Genomic DNA, 19103 nt, shown 5'->3' with positions numbered 1-19103 from the left:
CCAGGTGAACGGCTTGAACACGGCAGAGGCCCCCCGCCCCGACGTCCTGGTCGTCGGCGGCGGGATCGGCGGACTCTCCACCGCGCTGGCGCTCACCCGTCAGGGACTGAGGGTGCGCCTGTACGAGCGGGCCGCGGAGTTCGGCGAGGTCGGGGCGGGCCTGCAACTCGCCCCCAACGCCACGCGGATCCTCCTCGCCCACGGGCTCCTCGACGAGGCCCGCTCACTGGGCGTGGTGCCCGAGCGCATCGTGATGAAGGACGCCTTGGACGCCGAGGAGCTGACCTTCCTCGACCTGGCGGACCTGGAGCGCCGCTACGGCTCGCCGTACCTGGTGATCCACCGCGGCGACCTGCACGGCATCCTCCTGCGCGCCTGCCGACGGGCGGACGTGGAGCTGGTCAACGGCGCCCACTGCACCGCGTACGAGAACACCCCGTACGGAGCCCGGGTCACCTTCGCCGACGGCACGACCGACGAGGCCGAGGCCGTCATCGCCGCCGACGGGCTGCACTCGGTGGCCCGCCCGCTCGTCGTGGCCGACGAGTTGGTGAACTCGGCCTACGTCTCCTATCGCGGCGCGGTCTCCTTCGATCAGGTACGCGCCCACAAGGTGCACGAGAAGGACGTCGTGGTCTACGTCGGCCCGCGTTGCCACTTCGTGCAGTACCCGCTGCGCGGCGGCGAGATGTTCAACCAGGTCGCCGTCTTCGAGTCGCCCAAGGCGCTGGCCGGCGAGGAGGACTGGGGCACCCCCGACGAGCTCGACCGGGCCTTCGAGGGAACGTGTGCCCAGATCCACGCGGGGCTGCCGCTGATGTGGCGTGACCGCTGGTGGCGTATGTACGACCGTGATCCGATCCAGAAGTGGGTGACCGGCCGGATCGCACTGCTCGGTGACGCCGCGCATCCCCCGCTGCAGTACATGGCACAGGGCGCCGTCATGGCCATCGAGGACGGCTGGGTCCTGGCCGAACACGTGCGTGCCGGGCGTCGGCAGCGCACCGGGCACTCCTCCGGCGTCGACTGGGAGACGGCGCTCACCGCCTACGAGGCCGTCCGCGCCGAACACTGTCGACGGGTGGTCCTCACCGCACGTGCGTGGGGCCGACTGTGGCACCTCGACGGCATCGAACGGCTGCGGCGCAACGCTCTGCTGTGCTCCCGCGACCCGTACGACTACACCTTCACCGACTGGGTCTACGGACCGACGGCGCTGACGCCGGATCAGTTGCCGGACCTGCCGCGCACCCTCGTCCAGAGGTAGCGGAGGCCCGTGACGGCATCCCAGGCACCCATGTATGCGCAGGTCGGATGGGGTGGGATGGTTCCACCTGGCTCGAAGCGCCGTCGGCTGTTGCGTCCGGTCGTCGTGACCGCTGATGCTCTTGGTGTCGCACCGAGCAGGTCCGGGCCGACCAGCCGGGCTCGCCGGGGCATCCATGTCCACGCACCAGTCACTCATTCACGGGGGAACACCCATGTCCATGCGCATCCGAACCAGCGCTCTCACCGCACTCGCCGTCGTCGCCCTCGCGGCCGGCTCGGTCCTGACGGCGCCGGCCGCCGGCGCCGCGTCGAAGGCCGCTGCGCCGAAGTTCCTGTCGGCGTCCCAGCTGCCGCCGCACGCGTCGTCGGCCTGGACCGCCGGGCCGGTCAAGGAGGGGGTCCCGGCGTCGCTCGACCTCTGCTTCCACACGGAGAACGTGGCCGACTACGTCTACCGGCACCGGGAGTTCCGGACCGACGTGGACACCAATGCCGTGCAGCTGACCGTCGTGGCGAGCACACCCGCTCTGGCCAAGGGCCTGGCGAAGCACTACGACGATCTGTTCCGCATCTGCGCCGACCGCCTCGAGGCGGGCTCGCCCGACGTGGACACCGAGGGCAGGGACTACGGCACGCTGCCGGTCGAGGAGGGCGCCCATGTCCGCGGCGTGAACGTCGAGACGTCCGGGGGCGCCAACGACGTTGCCCTGATGTCGGTGGGACGGGACGGCAGGACCGTCACCGTCGTTCAGTGGCAGCAGCTGGGCGACTTCACAGGCGCGCCCGTGGCCGCCTTCAAGAAGACCACGACCACGGCCGTCAACAAGCTGTACTGACCGGGCCGCCACCGGAAACGCGCCGGGCCGTCCTCCCCCCCCTCTCGGGGCGGAAGGACGGCCCCGCTCACCGACATGGCACTCGACGGCAGCTAATGGATCAGGGCGTTCAGCATGATGATCACTAGACCGATCAACATGTCCAGGCCCCCTGCCCGGCACGAGGACGGCCATCCACGCCCGGCCCTGCGGGCGGCCCAGGCGCCCAGGCCGAACAGGGCGGCGGTGTTGAACAGCAGGGCCGTGTCCACCGCGGTGTCCTCCGCCCACCACCCGGCCACCGCGCCGAGCAGTACCCCCACCGTGGGCAGCACTGCGGCGACCAAGGGCCACTCGGCGCACACCGACCGCAGTCTGCTGGTGGTGGCCGCGCCGGCGCCGGACGCACGCTGGGCGATGACGTGCGCGTACCCATGGGCCGCAGCGGACGCCAGCGCGGTGATCAGCACCCACAGCGCGTCCGCACCGGGATCGGCCTCCTCTCCCGTCCCGTCCAGCGCGGCCGCCATGGCGCTGGCCAGCACCAGTCCGTAGATGCCGCTGAACAGCCACTGCTCCGACGGCTGTCGCCACAGGGTCTCCCTCGCCGCGACGCCCTCGGGGCGGTCACGGTCGGCGCGGTCGGGCATCGCATCCCCTCGGTGCGCGAACAGGGCTGCCACATGCTCACCCCACCCGGCCGCAGGGAACACGCCACCACGCGGGGTCAGCAGGGTGGTTGTGCCCGAAAGGAGGCCAGGTCACGGGTGCCGGATGCCGTACCGGTTGCGACCGGTGATGCCCGTCTCAGCGGTCGCGCTCCGCGCCGACGAGGACGAAGGCCACGGTGGCCGGGTGGTCACCGCGGTTGCGCCAGGCGTGCCGGGTGCCGTTCTGGATGACGAGGTCGCCTGCCGAGAGTGGGGTGCGGTGGCCGTCGTCGAGTTCGAGGACGATGTCGCCCCGCAGCACGATGCCGTAGTCCACGGTCGGCGTCGCGTGCATGCCGTCGGGCTCGAAGAGTTCCGCGAGGCCGGGTGAGTCGACCAGGGCTTCCTGGCCGTAGGCGACGGGGTCGAACGACGGGTCGGCCATCGCGCTGTCCGGAGGGAAGGTCAGGACGATGAACCGTGTGCCGCCGGGCGCCGGGAGGAGACTGGTGACCTTCGGTGTGGGGTCCTCCCCCGCCCGGCTGACGGGCTCACCGGGCTCGGTGGCCCACGGCAGCCGGGACACCCAGCCCGGCAGGCTGGTGAACTCCCGGCTGCGCGGGACGGGGCCGTCGCTGACGACGACCGACCTGCCGTTCTCGTCGTGGCCGGTGACGACTCTCCGCATGGGTCTCTCCTCGGTCGGGTCCGTCAGGTGCGGGGCCCCCGACGAACGGGTTCGGTCAGTCGAGCTGGTCACTGCCGGGCCGTGCCGGGCTCTCGAACGCGGCCGCCCATGCGTCCAGGACGTCCGCGACCGTCGGGGCCGACGCCCGCAGCAGGGTCGCCGCGACCGTGCGGACGAACTCCCGGTGCCGGTCGTCCGTGAGGTACTCCACCGGGGACTTGCCGTCCACGCGTGCGAGCAGCAGCGCGGGCAGCAGTGACGCGACCCGCGCCTCCAGATCCGGCCGGGGTTCCCAGTCGACGCGTCGGAGGTACTCCTCGACCAGCGCCCGGGCGGAGTCGAGGAGATCGGTTCGGCGTGTGGGTACCACCAGGCTCTTGAGGAGCAGGTGGTTGACGCAGAAGGCCAGGTCGAAGGCGGGGTCTCCGTACCAGGCGCACTCGGCGTCCAGGAGCACGGGCCCGGCCGGGCCGACGAGGATGTTCTTGGGGCTGACGTCGCCGTGCACCAGGGCGAGGTGGGTCGTGGCCGTGCGGTGGGCGAGGCCCCAGAGGAGGTCGCTCAGAGCGGGGTGCGCCGCCGCGGTGGCCAGCAGGTACGGCTCGATGCGCAGCGCGTCGAAGTTGTCGTCGGTGGCGAACTCCTCGGCGAGGGCGGCGTCACCGGCGCTCGCCGCGTGCAGGGTCCCGAGCAGTTCACCGACGGCCGCGGCGGTCGCCACCTCCACCTGGCCGGCGAACAGCTGTGCCTTCCACACCGGGTACCGCTCGGGGGGCAGGAACGCCATCGCGAAGAGTCCGGCCTCGGCGTCGTGTGCCAGGAGCTCCGGCACGTTGTCCGGCCGGTGCCGGGAGGCGAACCGCATCCACGCCCATTCGTAGGCGTTGCGGGAGACGGGTGCCTGCCAGTCGGCGGCGACCCTGAGCTGGGCCAGGGCTCTCTTGACGCACAGGGAGCGGCCCGGCAGGTCCACCCGCCACAGGTCGGACGAGACGCCGCCGGCCAGCGGTGTCCAGCGTGCGGCCTCGCCGGGCACGGTGAGCCGGTGGGTGAGGAGGAAGTCGGTGAGTGCGGGGTCCGGCACCGGTTCCGGGCCCCCTTGCGTGGAGGAAGCGGTCATCGTGGGCCGCCCGAACCGGCGGTCAGGGTCTGGGGGCTGTTGCAGGGGTGGGCCGGTGTCTCGCCCTCCAGGATCCGTACGACCTCCTCGGCGGCTCTGCGGCGCAGCTCGGTGACCGAGGCGTCGGAGGAGAAGGCCACGTGCGGGGTGAGCAGAGCGCCCGGCTGGGCCAGCAGTCCGTCGGGGACGTGCGGCTCGCTCTCCAGGACGTCGAGGGCGGCCCCGTCCAGGTGTCCACTGGCGAGCGCCTTGATCACCGCGTCGGTGTCGACCAGGCCGCCCCGGCTGACGTTGACGAGCAGGCCGCCCCGCTGCATCAGCGCCAGCTGCTCGGCTCCGACGAGGTGGTGCGTGTCCGGTGTGAGCGGGACATGGAGGATCACCACGTCGCTGCGGCGCAGCAGTTCCTCCAGGCCCACCATCTCGACTCCGGGGGTGTCCTTCGGCGGGTACGGGTCGTGGGCCAGGATCCGGCAGCCGAACGCGGCGAGGCGGCCGGCGGTGGCGCGGCCGATGCGCCCGTAGCCGACGACGCCGCAGGTCAGCGTCGACAGTCGGCGCAGTCGGGCGCTGGCGGGGTTCCAGCGGCCCGCGCGGACGTCCCGGTCGAACAGGGCCAGTCCCCGGGTCCAGGCCAGCACCATGCCGACGGCGTGGTCCGCGACCTCCTCGACGCAGTAGTCGGGCACGTTGGTGACCCAGACGCCCCGGTCGGTGGCCGCCCGCACGGCGATGTTGTCGAGGCCGACGCCCAGCCTGGCCACGATCCGCAGGTCCGGCGAGGCGCCGATCGCGGTGGCGGAGACGGGGGCCCAGCACGTCAGGATGCCGGCGGGCCGGTGCTCGGCCACCAGGTTCTCGATGGCCTCGGCGGAGGCGGGCCCGGCGGGGCCGGTCACCAGGGTGTGGCCCGCCTTCTCGATGACGGATCGCTCGACGGCGTCGTCGGGCCAGGCGTAGTCGGTGAGCAGCACGGTGCCCGGTCGGCTCGGTCGGTTCATGGCAGGTCGTCCTCGCAGAGTCGTACGGCCGCGGCGGACGGTCGGGCTGCGCGCCCGGTCGCGTCCGGTGAGCGGGTTGATCGCCACCCGGGAGGGCGGCCGGCGGCATGTCCGATGGGCCGTCGGTCGCCCGGGGGTGGCTCGGTGGGGGCGCTGGTCTCGTCGGCGCCCGCCGACTTGTGGTCGGGCAGGCGCCGCGGTACGTCCCTGGAACGGATCACGGGATCCCAGGACATGTCGGATCACTTTGTCACAGCCACGCGATGCTAACGATAGCATTCGGGGTCTTCGTCGCGTCAAGAGTGCGACGTGCGCCGATCGCCGCGACCGAGGCAGCAGGCCCCTTTTCGGGCGGAGGAACCGGGTCGTCACGGAGAAAACAGGGGTCGGCGAAGAAAAGCGGTGTGCGCGTCTTGACGCGCCCGGTACTTCCCTTCATGGTTTCTGCCAGCGCCGACCGTGCGACCGAGAAGTGTCCGCACGAAGTCCGGTTGTCGAAGACGTCATAGCCACGGACGTCCCCGACGGGCGATACAAGGCTGAATTCCGCATGCGGTGTCCGACCGCCCAGGAGCCCGCCGCGCCCCCCTATTTCGCCGGTCGACGGCACAGAGCCGCCGTCGACGCCGGTCCGTGTTCCGCTCGCCGCTTCTCTCGTCGCCCGTACGGCCCCGTACCGGCGACGCGTCCGCCGCGGCTCGCCGTGGCCCATTCCCCTTCAGGAGCCGCTATGACTCACGCAGCGCAAGTCGACACCACCGCGGTGTCCGCCGAAACCCAGGAAAGCGACCGGCGCGCCCTTTCCCGCCCCATGATCGGCGTGGGATTCCTGCTGATCGTCCTCTCCTACATGGTCAACGCGATGGACCGCCAGGTCTTCCCTCCCCTGCTGCCCAACATCCGCGAGGAGTACGGGTTCTCCCTGGAGCAGGGCGGGCTGCTGGCGACGAACTTCACGCTCGGCATGGCCCTCGCCGGCCTTCCGGCCGGCTACCTCCTGGACCGTTTCCGCCGCAAGACCGTGCTGCTGGTCAGCATCGTGATCTACTCCCTGGGCACGATGGCCACGCCGCTGGCGACGGGTTTCGCCGACATGACGGTGTACCGGGTCGTCTCGGGTTTCGGTGAGGGCATGCAGTCCGCCGCCATCTTCGCGGCGATCGGCGCCTTCTTCGCCCAGCGGCGCGGCCTGGCCTTCGGCGTGATCGGCGTGGGTTACTCGATCGGTGTGTTCATCGCGCCGCTGATCGGTGTCGAGCTGATGAGCATGCACGGCACCTGGCACTCGCCGTTCTACCTGTTCGGCGCCGCCGGACTGCTGATCGCCGCCGTCTCCCTGTTCCTCGTGAAGAGCGGCCTGACCGAGACCTCCGTCGAGAAGGTCGCCTCGACCAGGACCTACGAGTACATGTCGGCGTCCCCCTACAACCGCAACACCGTCGCCCTGGCCGTCCACGCGGTCATCAGCGGTGTGGCCATCTACGGGTTCCTCGGTCTGTACCCGACGTTCCTCATCACCTCGCTGCACTACGCCCCGACGCAGGCCGCGCTGGCCATGAGCTTCCTCGGCTTCGGCGGCATGACGGCGGTGTTCGGCGGCTGGCTCGGCGACCGCTTCAACCAGCGCAACCTGCTGATGGTCGGCCTGCTGGGCGTCTCCGCCATCAGCGTGTGCATCTACACGACACAGGCCGCGGTGGGGCCGCAGTGCCTGTTCGCCTTCCTCATGGGCGCCTTCGGGCTGGGCTTCATCTATCCCAACACCAACAGCGCGATGCAGCGGGCCGTCCGCCCCGGCCAGATCGGACGCGCCTCCGGCCTCTTCGTCACCGGCTACTACGGGCCGGCGGCCTTCTCGGGGCTGCTCTTCGCCGCCCTGGTGGACTCCTTCGGGTGGACGCAGGCCGGACTGCTGCAGGTCACGGTGCTGCCGCTGCTGGGCGTCGTCGCCCTGACCTTCGTCCGCACCTCGGAGTTCAACAACGCGGTCCGTTAGCGACCGGCCCACCGCGCTTCCGCCACTGCGGTGCCCCGGGCTTCGGTCCGGGGCACCGCAGTGGCGTGTCCGTGTCACCGGCGGGGGACGTCGGCGCGGCGCGGACATGCCACGGGGCCTGCCCACCGCCGAGCGGTGGGCAGGCCCCGGTGCGTGGTCGCCCGGCGGGCGTCCGCGTCAGAGGCTCTCGGCCACGACAGGGTTGCGCAGGACGCCGATGCCCTCGATCTCCACCTCGACCTCGTCCCCGGGACGGATCGGTCCGACGCCGGAGGGCGTACCGGTCATGATCGCGTCACCGGGCAGCAGCGTCAGATAGCGGCTGAGGTAACTGACGATGTCGGGGACGGCGAGCAGCAGGTCGGCCGTGCTCGCGGACTGCGTGACGGCCCCGTTCACCCGGGTCGTGAGTGTCAGCGCCGAAGGATCGAGTTCGGTCGCGACGACCGGTCCGAGGGGGGCGAAAGTGTCCTGCCCCTTTCCGATGAGGAGCGTGCCGAAGGCGCTTTCCCTGCGCTGGACGACGCGGTCGCTGACGTCGTTGCCGCACGTGTAGCCGAGAATGTACTCGTGCGCCTCCGAGGGCTTCACATGGCGGGCCCTTTTCCCGATGACGACGACCAACTCGCCTTCGAAATGGATGAGTTCGCCTTCCGCCGGATAGACGATGGCGTCACCCGGGCCGATGACCGCCGTACTGGGCTTCATGAAGCACACGGGAACTTCCGGGACCTCACGATCGGTCTCGTCGACGTGTGAGGCGTAGTTGTAGGCGAAACCGAAGATCCGGGGCTCTTCCAGCGGTGCGAGAACGACGACGTCACCGATGTCGTCGACGTGCCCGGTGGGGGACAGTCCGGTGAAAGGGTCCCCCTCGCATCTCGCGATTCCGGCGTTCCCGGGAAGTAGTTCTCCATAATGACGCACGCCCTCGGCGGCATACCTGATGATCCGCACGGATACCTCCATGGCCTGGCAGCCACGGACGGCTGCACGATCCCTTCAGTAATGCTAACGTTAGCACGCACTGTCGATCAGCCCCGCACCTCTCCTCCCCGACCACGGAGCGCAACAGGTGCGCTATCGTTGGCACACGGAAAGTGACGTACGGGAATCAGTCAGCTCTAGGGGGCCCACAGATGGTCACGACCAAAGACATCGCGGAACGCCTCGGTGTCTCCGTCTCCACGGTCGGCCGCGCCCTCGCCGACGATTCCCGCATCAGCGAGGAGACCAAGTTCAAGGTCCGCCAGGCCGCCTCCGAGATGGGGTACGTCGGCAACCGCGCGGCACGGATGATGCGCGGGGCCTCCAGCAATGTGGTCGCGCTGGTGATCCCGGACATCCGCAACAGTTTCTACTCGACCATCGCGCACGAGCTGTCCAAGAACATGGAGGCCGAGGGTTTCCAGCTGATGCTCGCGGAGACCGACGACGACCGGATGGTGGAACTGCGCCATCTGCGGGAGCTGTCCGCGACCCGGGTGGCCGGCGTCATCATCGTGCCCACCGCGCGCCCGCACGGCGACTCCGTCAAGCTCCTGCGCACGGTGCCGCATCTGCAACTGCTGCGTCGCCACCCGTCGCTCGGCTCCCAGTGGTTCGGCGTGGACGACCACGAGGCGCTGCGCCGGGCCACGGGTCACCTGGTCGCCGAGGGGCACACGCGGATCGCGTACATGGGCGGACCCGAGGAACTGCCCACCGGCGCGGAGCGTCTGAGCGGCTTCCGCAGCGCGCTGCGCGAGGGTGGCCTGCCGGACGACGCGGGGCGTGCGGAGCTGGGCCCGCCGTCGTCCGTGGAGCACGGCCGGCGGACGGTGCGCCGGCTCCTGACGGGCCCGGACGCCCCTACCGCGCTGGTGCTGGGATCGATCCAGCTGACCCGGGGGGTGCTGGAGGAACTGTCCGCGCAGGGCACGAAGGTGCCCCGAGAGCTGTCCGTGATCGGGTTCGGTGACGAGCCGGGGTTCTCCTGGTGGGGACCCGGGCTCACCACGATCGGTCTGCCGATCCAGGAGATGGCCACCGGCTGCGCGCTGTGGCTGATGCGTCGCCTCAAGACCACTCCGGACAACGACGGCCCGTACACCTCGGTCTCCCCCGGATCGCTGATCCTGCGCGGCAGCACGGCGCCCCCTCGCGCGAAGACCTCGCCGAAGTCCCGCTGAACCGCGCCGGCCCCACTCGCACACGAAGGCGCCCGGAGCCCACGCTCCGGGCGCCTTCGCCCGCACCCGTCGAACGCGCCGGTCGGGTCAGTACGTTCCGCCGCGCAGCCGGCGCATGACGCCGGCGGTACGCGCGAGTTCGTCGAGCACCTGCTCGGCCGCGGTCTCGTGGATCTTCCCGGGCCGGAACGCTCCGTCCTCGACGAGTTCGTTGACGAACGGGATGCTCACGGTCGGGCCGATCGGCAGCATCCTCAGGTTCGCCACGACCTGCTTGCCCATCTGCACCGCCCGGGTGCCGGCCGAGACGCCTCCGTAGCTGACGAACGCGGCCGGCTTGTGCTGCCACTCCACCACCAGGTAGTCCCACGCGTTCTTCAGCGGGGCGGGAAAGCCGCCGTTGTACTCGGGGGTGACGAAGACGAACGCGTCCGACGCCTCGACGATCCGGCTCCACTCCCGGGTGTGGCCCCGCGTGTACTGCCGCAGGGCGGGCGGATGCGGCTCGTCGAAGAACGGGAGATCGAGTTCCCGCAGGTCGACGGTGTGCGACTCGAACCGGTCGTCCTCCGCGGCCCGGGTGGTGAACCAGTCCGCTACGGACCTCCCCACCCGCCCTGGGCGAGTACTGGCCACCACGGTGGTGAGGGTCATCGGCGTCACAGAGGTCTCGGCTGCCATAACGGGCTCGCTCTCCTTTCGCCACGCCCCGGTCCGACGGGCCCGCCTCGCCTGTGCTGTCCGTCCATCCAGGCGGCGCGGGCCCGCCGGAGTCCTTGTCGGAGCGGGATCGTGCGAACGATAGCATTGACCGTCGTCCGCACCAAGAGAGCCATCTCGCACGGCGGCTCAAGAGGAACGACGAGCAGCCGGCCTCTTGACATTGCCGTCGGCAGTTCGCACGATTGCGCTATCGTTAGCACATATCGACGGGGAGATGTACGAGCCTTCGCGCGCTCTCGGCGCCGCCGTACCTCTCCCGTCGTGCGGACGCCCCTCCCCCGACGACAGGCACGGACTCCCCGACGGTCGTCGGTCGTCCGAACTCCGAAAGGTTGCACCGCATGTCAGATGCGCGGATCGCCAAGCTCCAGGGCCGCAGGGTGTGGGATTCACGCGGTCGGCCGACCGTCGAGGTGGAGGTCCACCTCGCGGACGGCGCGATCGGGCGGGCCATCGCACCGGCGGGTGCCTCGACCGGCCAGGGCGAGGCTCTCGACCTGCGCGACGGCGGCAGCCGCTTCGGCGGGCTCGACGTCCAGGGCGCGGTGGGCTCGGTGAACGACGAGATCGCACCCGCGCTCACCGGGCAGGACGCGGTCGACCAGGAGACGGTCGACCGGCTCCTGGTGGATCTCGACGGAACCAGCGACCGCAGCCGTCTCGGCGGCAACGCGATCGTGGCCACGTCCATGGCCGTCCTGCACGCCGCCGCCGCGTCGGCGGGCGTACCGCTGTGGAGGCACCTGGCGGGCGATCGCCCGGTCCGCATCCCCCTGCCCGAGATCCAGATCTTCGGTGGCGGCGCCCACGCGGACCGCCGGGTCGACGTCCAGGACTTCATGGTGATGTGCCCGGCCGCGGGCAGTTTCTCGGATGCCCTGGACTGGACCGCGGAGATCTACCGGGCCGCCGGAAGCCTGATGCGCGCGGCCGGGAAGGCCCAGGGCGTGGCCGACGAGGGCGGCTTCTGGCCCGCCTTCGACTCCAACGAGGAGGCGCTGGAGACACTGACCCGCGCCATCGAGACCGCGGGCTTCACCCCCTCGACCGAGGTGGGCATCTCACTGGACGTCGCGGCGTCGCAGTTCGGCAGCGGCGGGCGGTACACACTCGCTCTGGACGACCGCACCCTCGACACCGAAGCCCTGATCGACATGCTGGGCGGCTGGATCGAGCAGTATCCGATCCTGTCCGTCGAGGACCCGGTGGGCGAGGACGACCACGACGGCATGCTCGAATTCACGCGGCGCCATGGACGGCGCTGCCAGGTGATCGGCGACGACTACCTGGTCACGAACGCCAAGCGGGTGGAGGCCGCGGCCGGCGACGGCTCGGTGAACGCCGTCCTCGTCAAACCGAACCAGGCCGGGACGATCACCGAGGCGTACGAGGCCCTGCGTGCCGGAAAGGACGCCGGCTTCGGCACGGTCGTCTCGGCGCGTTCCGGCGAGACCGAGGACATCACCATCGCCCATCTCAGCGTCGGCTGGGACGCCGGCCAGCTGAAGGTGGGCTCGTTCACCCGCTCCGAGCGCATGGCCAAGTGGAACGAGGTCCTGCGCATCGAGGAGTCCCTCGGCGCATCCGCGGAATTCAGCGGGTGGTCCGCGTTCACCTTCGCCGGCTCCGACGCCCTGACGGCCGAGCCGTAGATCCGGGCCGTCACCGCAGAGCCGAAAACCGGCCGCGCGACACTGAAATCAAGCCAGCGACACTACAGAGCCGATCCGAGCACGGAGACCAGCATGCTGCCACCCGTCAATCTGCGCCCGAGTTTCAACATCACCCGCTCCAGCCATGTCCGGCTCACCGTCGCCGATCTGGCCGAGAGCCGGAACTTCTACGTGAACGTGCTGGGACTCGTCGTCAGCGACGAGGACGAGCGCACCTGCTACCTCCGTGGCCTCGCGGAGGCCTGCCACCACAGCCTCGTACTGGAACAGGCCGACGAGGGCGAGGGGGCGGGCGCGGGCTCGTGCCGGAGGATCGGTTTCCGGGTGTTCTTCGACGAGGACCTCGACCTCGCGTACGGCTGGTTCCGTGAGCGGGGGCTGCCCGCCGAGTGGGTCGACGCCCCGTACCAGGGCCGGACCCTGCACGTCAGCGACCCCATCGGGACGCCGCTCGAACTCTGCGCGCACATGGAGACCCGGCCGAGGCTGCACATCGACTTCCAGCTCCACAAGGGCGCGCACGCGCAGCGGCTGGACCACTACCAGACCTTCGCGCCGGACACGTACGAGCTGTGCGCGTTCTACGGCGAACTCGGCTTCCGCAACTCCGAGTACCTGGCGCACGGCGACAAGCTGCTGGGCGCGTTCATGTACCGCAAGGGCACCTGCCTGGACCTGGCGATCGTCGAGAACACCGGCCCCGCGCTGCACCATTTCGCGTACACCGTCTCCGAGAGCCACGACATCTTCACCGCCTGCGACTTCGCGGGGATCCAGGGCTACGGCGAGGGCGTGGAGCGCGGCCCCGGCCGGCACGGTCCGGGCGGGATGCTCTTCGCCTACCTCCGTGACCCCGACGGGCACCGGGTGGAGGTCTTCAACAGTCACTACCAGACGATCGACACCGAGATCGAGCCGGTGCGCTGGGACGCGGGATCGCTGAGCACCAACACCCGCTGGGGCCTGCCGGCGCTGGAGAAGTGGTACTTCGAGGCGTCGCCCTTCGCGGGGGTCAAGCAGATTCCGCCGGCCGAGCCGCCGAAGCCCATGTCGCTGGAACGGTTCCTGCTCGAACAGTCCCGGTCCACCCGCTGATCCGTTCAACCCACGAGGAGACACCCATGGCCCGCGTCCCCTATCTGCGCCGCGAGGACGCCGACGAGTCGCACAAGCCGCTGTACGACCGGTTGGAGACCGAACGCAAGGTCCCGACAGCGAACATCTTCCTGGCCCTGACCAACGCGCCCGCCCAGTTGGACGCCTTCTTGACCTACGCCAACGCGCTGCGGGCCGCCGACCTCAGCCCTCGCCTGCGTGAACTGGCCATCCTGACCGTGGGCCACGCGACCCGGTCGGCGTACGAGGTCGCACACCACCAGTCGCACGGGCTCAAGGCCGGGCTCAGCGCGGAACAGCTCGCGGCGGTGGCCGACTTCGAGTCGTCCGACCTGTTCGACGCCACGGAGAAGGCGGTCATGCGCCTCGCCGAGGAGTCCACGCTGCGGGTCGACGTCTCGGAGGAGACGTGGCGTGCGGCCGCCGAGCACCTGTCGGACCGGCAGATGGTCGAACTGTCGTTGTCCATCGCCTGGTACAACTCCGGCGTCCGCATCATGGGGCTGCTGGGCATCGACCTCGAGGACAACTACCCCAACCCTTTCCCGAAGTCGTAGGGAATTCTTGATGTCTCTGCCCCCGGCCGCCCGGGGCGGAGCAGTTCCGAGGAGTATTTCAATGGCGAAAATGCTCGCTGCACGATTGCACGCGCTCGGTGAGCCGATGTCCGTGGACACGATCGACGTGCCCACCCCGCGGCCGACCGACGTACTGGTGCGGGTCAAGGCGTGCGGGATCGTGCCGAACATGGCCAATGTGATCAACAACTGGCCCACCTGGTACCCGCACCAGCCGCTCCCCAAGCTCCCCGCGATCTTCGGGCTCGACCCCGCCGGCGTCGTCGAGGCGGTCGGGGAGGCCGTCCTCAACACCAGACCCGGCGACCGCGTCTATGTGAGCCCGCTGCGGTCCTGCGGAAGCTGTCAGGTGTGCCGCGGCGGCGAACTCAGCCGATGCCGCTACTTCACCCTGAACGGCTACTTCAGCACCTCACGCGACGGCCAGCGGATCTTCGACCTCTACCCCTACGGCGGTTTCGCGGAGTACATGACGGCGCCGCAGCACGCGATCGTCAACCTCCCCGACAGCATGTCGTTCGAGCAGGCCGGCAAGCTCGGCTACATCGGCACCTCCTACGGAGCGCTCCGCCACGCGGCGGCCGGCCCCGGTCAGGTCGCGTTGATCGACGGCATCACCGGCACCCTCGGTGTCGCCTCCACCCTCCTCGCGCTGGCCTCGGGTGTCTCCAGGGTCCTCGGCACCGGACGCAACGAGGAACTCCTCAAGCGGGTCAAGGAGTTGGCGCCGGACCGGATCGAGGTCATGCGGCTCGGTGAGGGCTCCACCGGCGCCTGGGCGAAGTCCCGCACCGGTGGCGAGGGCGCCGACTTCGTCATCAGCGCGCTCGGTGCCAAGGCCCCGGTGGAGACGATGCTGGACTCCATGCAGGGCGTCCGGCGCGGCGGCAGGGTGGTCAACGTCGGAGGCGTGGCGGACCGGCTGCCCGTGGACGTGAAGTGGCTCATGGACGAGCAGGTCCAGCTGATCGGCTCCAACTGGTTCACCACCGCGCAGGGTCAGGAAGTGGCCGACATGGTGGCGACCGGCACCCTGGACCTGTCCTATCTGATCACCAAGCCGTTCCCGTTGTCCGAGGTCAACGAAGCGATCTCCGGACGCGCCACGGACCTCGACGGCGGCTTCAGCAACTATGTCGTGATTCCCTGAATCGCGGATCCCCCTATCCACCCCGTGGCGGTCCTGTTCTGCCCTGACGCCGCCGCGGGGTGTTCCAGCGGAACGGAGAAGCCGATGGAACTGCGCTGGTTGGAATCGTTCGTCGTCGTCGCGGAGGAACTGCACTTCGCCCGGGCCTCGGACCGTCTGCATCTCGCTCCGTCGGCGCTCAGCGCCCAGATCCGAGCACTGGAGTCACATCTCGGCGTACGGCTGATCGACCGGGGGCGCCGCACGCGCCCCGCGCTCACCAGTGCCGGGGCGCTGTTCCTCGAAGAGGCCCGGCTGACCCTCGCCCAGGTCGCGCGGGCCGAGGCGGTGGGCCGACGCGCCGGTCGCGGGGAGCTGGGGCACGCCCAGATCGCGTACGTCGCCTCAGCCGCGTTCTCCGGCGTGCTGACCGACGTCCTCACCCGCTGCACCGCCCCCGGCACCGAACTGACCGTGCAGGTGAGCGAATTGGAGACGCCTGCCCAGCTGGAGGCGCTGGCCTGCGGGGACATCGACGTCGGCTTCCTGCGCTGGAGGCCGGAGTACCCGCCCGAGGTCACGGCCACCTGTCTGCTCACCGAGAAGGTCGTCCTGGCGGTGCCGGCCACCGCTCCGCTGGCGGCGTACGAGGCGGTACCGGCGGCACTACTGCGCGACGAGCAGTTCGTGGCCCCGTACTTCGACGAGGAGTTCGGCTGCCGTGACCAGATCCTCGAAGTGGCGGAGCGCGGGGGCTTCACACCGCGGTGCGCTCCTCCGGTACGGGACTTCATCGCGGCGCTGACGCTGGTGGGCGGCGGCCTCGCGGTGGCTCTGGTCCCCGACTCGCTGCGCCTCGTGCGCATCCCCGGAGTGACGTACCGTCCGCTGGCGGACGTGACACTGACGACCCGGCTGGTCGGCGCCTACCGCAAGGGCGAGACCTCGCCCGCGGTGCGTGGCGTCATCCGCCGCCTGCGGGAGGCCGCCGCCGCCACGGCCACCGTCTGAAGCAACCGCTCCACAGCAGGCGTCCGGCACGAGCCGGACGCCTCGTCGGCATGCGCGCGCTCACCCGGTGCGCGGCCCCGAGGCACCGTGGGGACGGCGAGGCGGAGAACCGTGCCGCGCAGTCCGGCCGATGGTCGGGGAGACGTCGAACCGACGCATGTTTGTGCGCGGATGTCGCACCATCAGGGCAGGTCAGAGCGGGTGTGCCCGGCCTACGCTCGACACGACACCACACATGAGGCGGCGTCGGTCGACCGCCGCCCGACGGAGGGCAGGCAGAGACGCATGACAGCGATCAAGCACGTGGGCGTCGTCGGCGCGGGCCAGATGGGCCGGGGCATCACCGAGGTGTGCGCCCGGGCCGGGCTGCACGTCACGCTGTGCGATGTGACCGAGGACAGGGCCCGTGCCGGCCTGGCGGGCGTGGCGGACTCCCTGCTCACAGCGGAGAAGCGAGGGGCCATCGCGCCCGACGACCGCGCACACGCTCTGGCCGGCATCTCGGTCACCGGCGACCTCTCCCGGCTGGACGGAACGGACCTGGTCATCGAGGCCGCCGTCGAGGACGAGCAGGCCAAGACAGAGCTGTTCCGGCGGTTGGGCGAGGTGCTCACCGACCCCGCCACCGTGCTGGCGAGCAACACCTCCTCGATCCCGATCGCCCGGCTCGCCGCCGCGGCCGGGCGACCGGAGACGGTGGTCGGGCTGCACTTCTTCAACCCGGTCCCCGTCATGCCGCTGGTCGAGATCATCCCCACGCTGCACACCTCGAAGGCCACGGAGGAGCGGGTGCGTGCCTTCGCCGGCGAGACCCTGGGCAAGCGGACGATCGTCGCGCAGGACCGTGCGGGTTTCGTGGTGAACTCCCTTCTGATTCCCTACCTGTTGGCAGCGGTGCGGATGGTCGGCTCCGGCACGGCGACGGCCGAGGACATCGACACGGGGATGACCGCCGGCTGCGCTCACCCCATGGGGCCGCTGCGCCTCGCCGACCTCATCGGTCTGGACACGGTGGCGGCCATAGGCGAGGCGCTGTACGAGGAGTACCGGGAGCCGCTGTACGCCCCTCCCCCGTTGCTGCGCCGCATGGTCGAATCGGGTCTGCTGGGACGTAAGTCGGGGCGGGGGTTCTTCAGCTACACGTAGTTACGTGTTTTCGACCTTGTTCTCCCAGATCAGAGACGCCCCGCCTGTCGCCGTGTCAGCCCTGGGGGGGTGTAGGGGGACTTGGCGCGGGCCTCCTTGAGCGCGTTGCCCCACCAGCCGAGGCGATGATCGAGCGCCACCGGCGGCACGTCGAGCGCCGCCGAGGTGGAGTCCGACCTGGTGAGCCTCGCCAAGGACTGGGTGCGGCCGCGGCCGGAGTTCACCGACCACTTCGCGATCACCGCCCGGATCAGCGCCGAGGGCGAGTACTTCCCCGGCGACCTCCACGACGCCTGGCAGAAGGCCGGCCCCCTGCGGGTGCAGCGCACCCTCGCCGCCCAGATGGCCCGGCTTGCCGAGCGCGGGCTGCTGCACGTGCTGGACTCCGAACTCGCCGCCCAGCACTTCGTGGTGCTGGTGACCAACACCTGGGGCCGGGGCCGGGCGGGCGTGGACGCGCTGTCGGACACCGAGACGCACGAGATCGCAGCGGCCGGTGTCCACGCCTTCCTGCACGGTTATCTGCCCCGGGACTGAGTGAGCGTCTGGGAACTTGAAGGCTGTCTCGCGCGCTCCTCGGCTGCGCTGAAGGTCTTGTTCCTTGCGGGCGCCAGGCTCTGGAGCAGGCCCTCCTCTCACCGCGCGTCAACGTGAGCAGGGAAGGCAAGTGGAGACGCCCGAACAGACGCGGAAGCGGATCGATTACGTAGACAGCCTCCAGCAGAAGTACTCGTCCGGCGACTGAGAATGGGGAGAGGAAAGAAGGTTTCTCACCATCAGGGCGACGCGGACCAGGTCGCCGTAGTGCACGGCCAGACGCCGGCCCTCCCGACGCCCGCACCGCTACTCCTCGCCTTTGAGTAGCTGGACCAGTCGAACTGGGCACGGTTGACGAGCATCCGGATCGTGTCGTCCCGCATCGTCGTCCGGGCGACATCCGGGCGTCGCCGTCCGCCGGCCGACGTCATCGGCGGTCCGTGCGCGCTTCTCGTGGGCTCATGCCGTACTTCGCCTTGAAGGCGTGGCTGAAGTGGGCCGGGTCCGCGAAACCCCAGCGCCCTCCGATGGCGCCGACCGGCAGGTGGTCCAGGGACGGATCGGCGAGGTCGCGGCGGCAGCGGGCGAGACGCTGTTCCCGGATCCATCCCGAGACCGTGTACCCCCGCGCCGCCAGCAACTTGTACAGGTAGCGGCGGGAGATGCGGTGGGCGGCCGCGATCCCCTCGGGGCTCAGCCCGGGGTCGGCGAGCCGCTGTTCCATATGAACGAGGACACGCTCGGTGAGCCGGCCCGAACCGTCCGCCTCGGTGGTCCGCACCGCGTCCGCGTGCTCCACGAGCAGCGTGCCGACCAGGTCGATGACGTTGTCGGCGAGCCGTGGCGTGGCTCGGGCCTCCACGTGCTCCATCTGGCGCGCCAGCCCGTGCAGGAAGGGCAGGACCACCTGGCCGAGGCCGTCGTGGCAGGGCACCGGCGTCGCCGTCACGCGCGCCAGATCACGTTCCCTCAGCTGCAACATGGCCTGCGGGAACATCAGGACGAGGCCGGTGTGCGACTCGTCGAGATCGTAGGTGAAGGGACGGCGTGTGTCGTAGATGACCAGTTCACCCGGCCCCACCTGGGCCTGACGGTCCCGCTGGGTGAGCACGCCGCGCCCGGTGAGCTGCAGGGTGAGCTGGAAGAAGTCGGGGGCGTCGGAGGTGATGTGCCGACGGGTGCGCGCGATGCTGTGCGGTGCGGCCGAGATGACCGACATCTGTACCTGGCCGACCCGCACGGCGTGCAGTGACGCGCTGAAGTCGGAGCTCTCGCGCGGTCGGACCTCCAGGGGCACGAGGTTCTGGCTCACGGCGTCCCGCCAGTATTCGAGGCGCTCGGTGGCCGTGCCTTCGCTCGGTGTCGTGATCCGGGGCATGCGGCTCTCCTCCCGGTGCGGCCGGCCCCCGAGGAACGGGCTCGGACGGCACTCCTGGCGAGGAATGATAAGTCCGCCCGGACGATCCGCCACCGGCTCCGG

19 protein-coding genes are annotated in these 19103 nt (G+C 70.3%); 11 read left to right on the top strand and 8 right to left on the bottom strand.

Annotation, left to right across the window (positions count from 1 at the left end; all coding sequences use genetic code 11):
* Positions 1-13 precede the first annotated feature (13 nt).
* Both L3078_RS43675 and L3078_RS43670 read left to right on the top strand, forming a co-directional pair.
* Positions 14-1267 (top strand): FAD-dependent oxidoreductase, encoded by a 1254-nt coding sequence (locus tag L3078_RS43675; RefSeq protein WP_239760024.1) that lies wholly within the window; start codon positions 14-16, stop codon positions 1265-1267.
* Between the two features lie 214 nt (positions 1268-1481).
* Positions 1482-2105, top strand: a complete 624-nt coding sequence (locus L3078_RS43670) for a hypothetical protein (RefSeq protein ID WP_239760023.1) — start codon at positions 1482-1484, stop codon at positions 2103-2105.
* Positions 2106-2197: 92 nt separating this feature from the next.
* On the opposite strand, the gene L3078_RS43665 is transcribed toward L3078_RS43670, so the two are convergent.
* The 4 genes from L3078_RS43665 to L3078_RS43650 all read right to left on the bottom strand — a co-directional run bounded on the left by L3078_RS43665 (position 2198) and on the right by L3078_RS43650 (position 5543).
* A complete protein-coding gene (locus L3078_RS43665) occupies positions 2198-2734 on the bottom strand; it encodes a hypothetical protein (protein WP_239760022.1) in 537 nt (178 codons plus the stop codon).
* A 157-nt stretch (positions 2735-2891) separates the two neighbouring features.
* The gene (locus L3078_RS43660; RefSeq protein WP_239760021.1) at positions 2892-3422 is read right to left on the bottom strand and encodes a cupin domain-containing protein; all 531 of its coding nucleotides are present in this window, start codon (positions 3420-3422) and stop codon (positions 2892-2894) included.
* Positions 3423-3477: 55 nt separating this feature from the next.
* Complete coding sequence (locus L3078_RS43655; RefSeq protein WP_239760020.1) at positions 3478-4506, bottom strand: phosphotransferase family protein; 1029 nt, start codon at positions 4504-4506, stop codon at positions 3478-3480.
* Between the two features lie 32 nt (positions 4507-4538).
* Complete coding sequence (locus tag L3078_RS43650; protein ID WP_239760019.1) at positions 4539-5543, bottom strand: C-terminal binding protein; 1005 nt, start codon at positions 5541-5543, stop codon at positions 4539-4541.
* Between the two features lie 730 nt (positions 5544-6273).
* On the opposite strand from L3078_RS43650, the gene L3078_RS43645 reads away from it, so the two are divergent.
* Entirely contained in the window at positions 6274-7539 is a 1266-nt protein-coding gene (locus L3078_RS43645; RefSeq protein WP_239760018.1) for an MFS transporter, read from the top strand.
* A 177-nt stretch (positions 7540-7716) separates the two neighbouring features.
* Here L3078_RS43645 and L3078_RS43640 read toward each other — a convergent pair whose 3' ends face one another.
* Positions 7717-8496, bottom strand: coding sequence for a fumarylacetoacetate hydrolase family protein (locus tag L3078_RS43640; protein WP_239760017.1), 780 nt, complete (start codon positions 8494-8496; stop codon positions 7717-7719).
* A 182-nt stretch (positions 8497-8678) separates the two neighbouring features.
* On the opposite strand from L3078_RS43640, the gene L3078_RS43635 reads away from it, so the two are divergent.
* The gene (locus L3078_RS43635; RefSeq protein WP_239760016.1) at positions 8679-9710 is read left to right on the top strand and encodes a LacI family DNA-binding transcriptional regulator; all 1032 of its coding nucleotides are present in this window, start codon (positions 8679-8681) and stop codon (positions 9708-9710) included.
* Positions 9711-9797: 87 nt separating this feature from the next.
* Here the strand turns inward: L3078_RS43635 and L3078_RS43630 are convergent, their stop codons facing one another.
* A complete protein-coding gene (locus L3078_RS43630) occupies positions 9798-10391 on the bottom strand; it encodes an NADPH-dependent FMN reductase (protein WP_239760015.1) in 594 nt (197 codons plus the stop codon).
* 383 nt (positions 10392-10774) lie between these two features.
* Here L3078_RS43630 and eno point away from each other — a divergent pair, with 383 nt between their 5' ends.
* The 7 genes from eno (at position 10775) to L3078_RS43595 (ending at position 17623) form a co-directional block, all read left to right on the top strand.
* A complete protein-coding gene (gene eno, locus L3078_RS43625; protein WP_239760014.1) occupies positions 10775-12085 on the top strand; it encodes a phosphopyruvate hydratase in 1311 nt (436 codons plus the stop codon).
* A 93-nt stretch (positions 12086-12178) separates the two neighbouring features.
* Entirely contained in the window at positions 12179-13201 is a 1023-nt protein-coding gene (locus tag L3078_RS43620) for a VOC family protein (RefSeq protein WP_239760013.1), read from the top strand.
* A gap of 26 nt (positions 13202-13227) precedes the next feature.
* Entirely contained in the window at positions 13228-13779 is a 552-nt protein-coding gene (locus L3078_RS43615) for a carboxymuconolactone decarboxylase family protein (protein WP_239760012.1), read from the top strand.
* 70 nt (positions 13780-13849) lie between these two features.
* Entirely contained in the window at positions 13850-14950 is a 1101-nt protein-coding gene (locus L3078_RS43610) for an alcohol dehydrogenase catalytic domain-containing protein (protein WP_239760011.1), read from the top strand.
* A gap of 84 nt (positions 14951-15034) precedes the next feature.
* Positions 15035-15940: a LysR substrate-binding domain-containing protein gene (locus tag L3078_RS43605; RefSeq protein ID WP_239760010.1), complete on the top strand. Its 906-nt coding sequence runs from the start codon at positions 15035-15037 to the stop codon at positions 15938-15940.
* Positions 15941-16225: 285 nt separating this feature from the next.
* The gene (locus L3078_RS43600) at positions 16226-17086 is read left to right on the top strand and encodes a 3-hydroxybutyryl-CoA dehydrogenase (protein ID WP_239760009.1); all 861 of its coding nucleotides are present in this window, start codon (positions 16226-16228) and stop codon (positions 17084-17086) included.
* Between the two features lie 180 nt (positions 17087-17266).
* On the top strand, positions 17267-17623 hold the full coding sequence (locus tag L3078_RS43595; RefSeq protein ID WP_239760008.1) for a TetR/AcrR family transcriptional regulator C-terminal domain-containing protein: 357 nt from the start codon (positions 17267-17269) through the stop codon (positions 17621-17623).
* 239 nt (positions 17624-17862) lie between these two features.
* On the opposite strand, the gene L3078_RS45030 is transcribed toward L3078_RS43595, so the two are convergent.
* Positions 17863-18054 (bottom strand): DUF6192 family protein, encoded by a 192-nt coding sequence (locus L3078_RS45030; RefSeq protein WP_420864148.1) that lies wholly within the window; start codon positions 18052-18054, stop codon positions 17863-17865.
* Entirely contained in the window at positions 18051-19001 is a 951-nt protein-coding gene (locus L3078_RS43590) for an AraC-like ligand-binding domain-containing protein (RefSeq protein ID WP_239760007.1), read from the bottom strand. The genes L3078_RS45030 and L3078_RS43590 overlap by 4 nt, the downstream gene beginning before the upstream one ends.
* Positions 19002-19103: the final 102 nt, after the last annotated feature.

The sequence above is a fragment of the Streptomyces deccanensis genome, from assembly GCF_022385335.1.
In the GTDB taxonomy this organism is placed as follows: Bacteria; Actinomycetota; Actinomycetes; order Streptomycetales; family Streptomycetaceae; genus Streptomyces; species Streptomyces deccanensis.
This window is presented reverse-complemented; position numbering and strand designations above follow the sequence as displayed.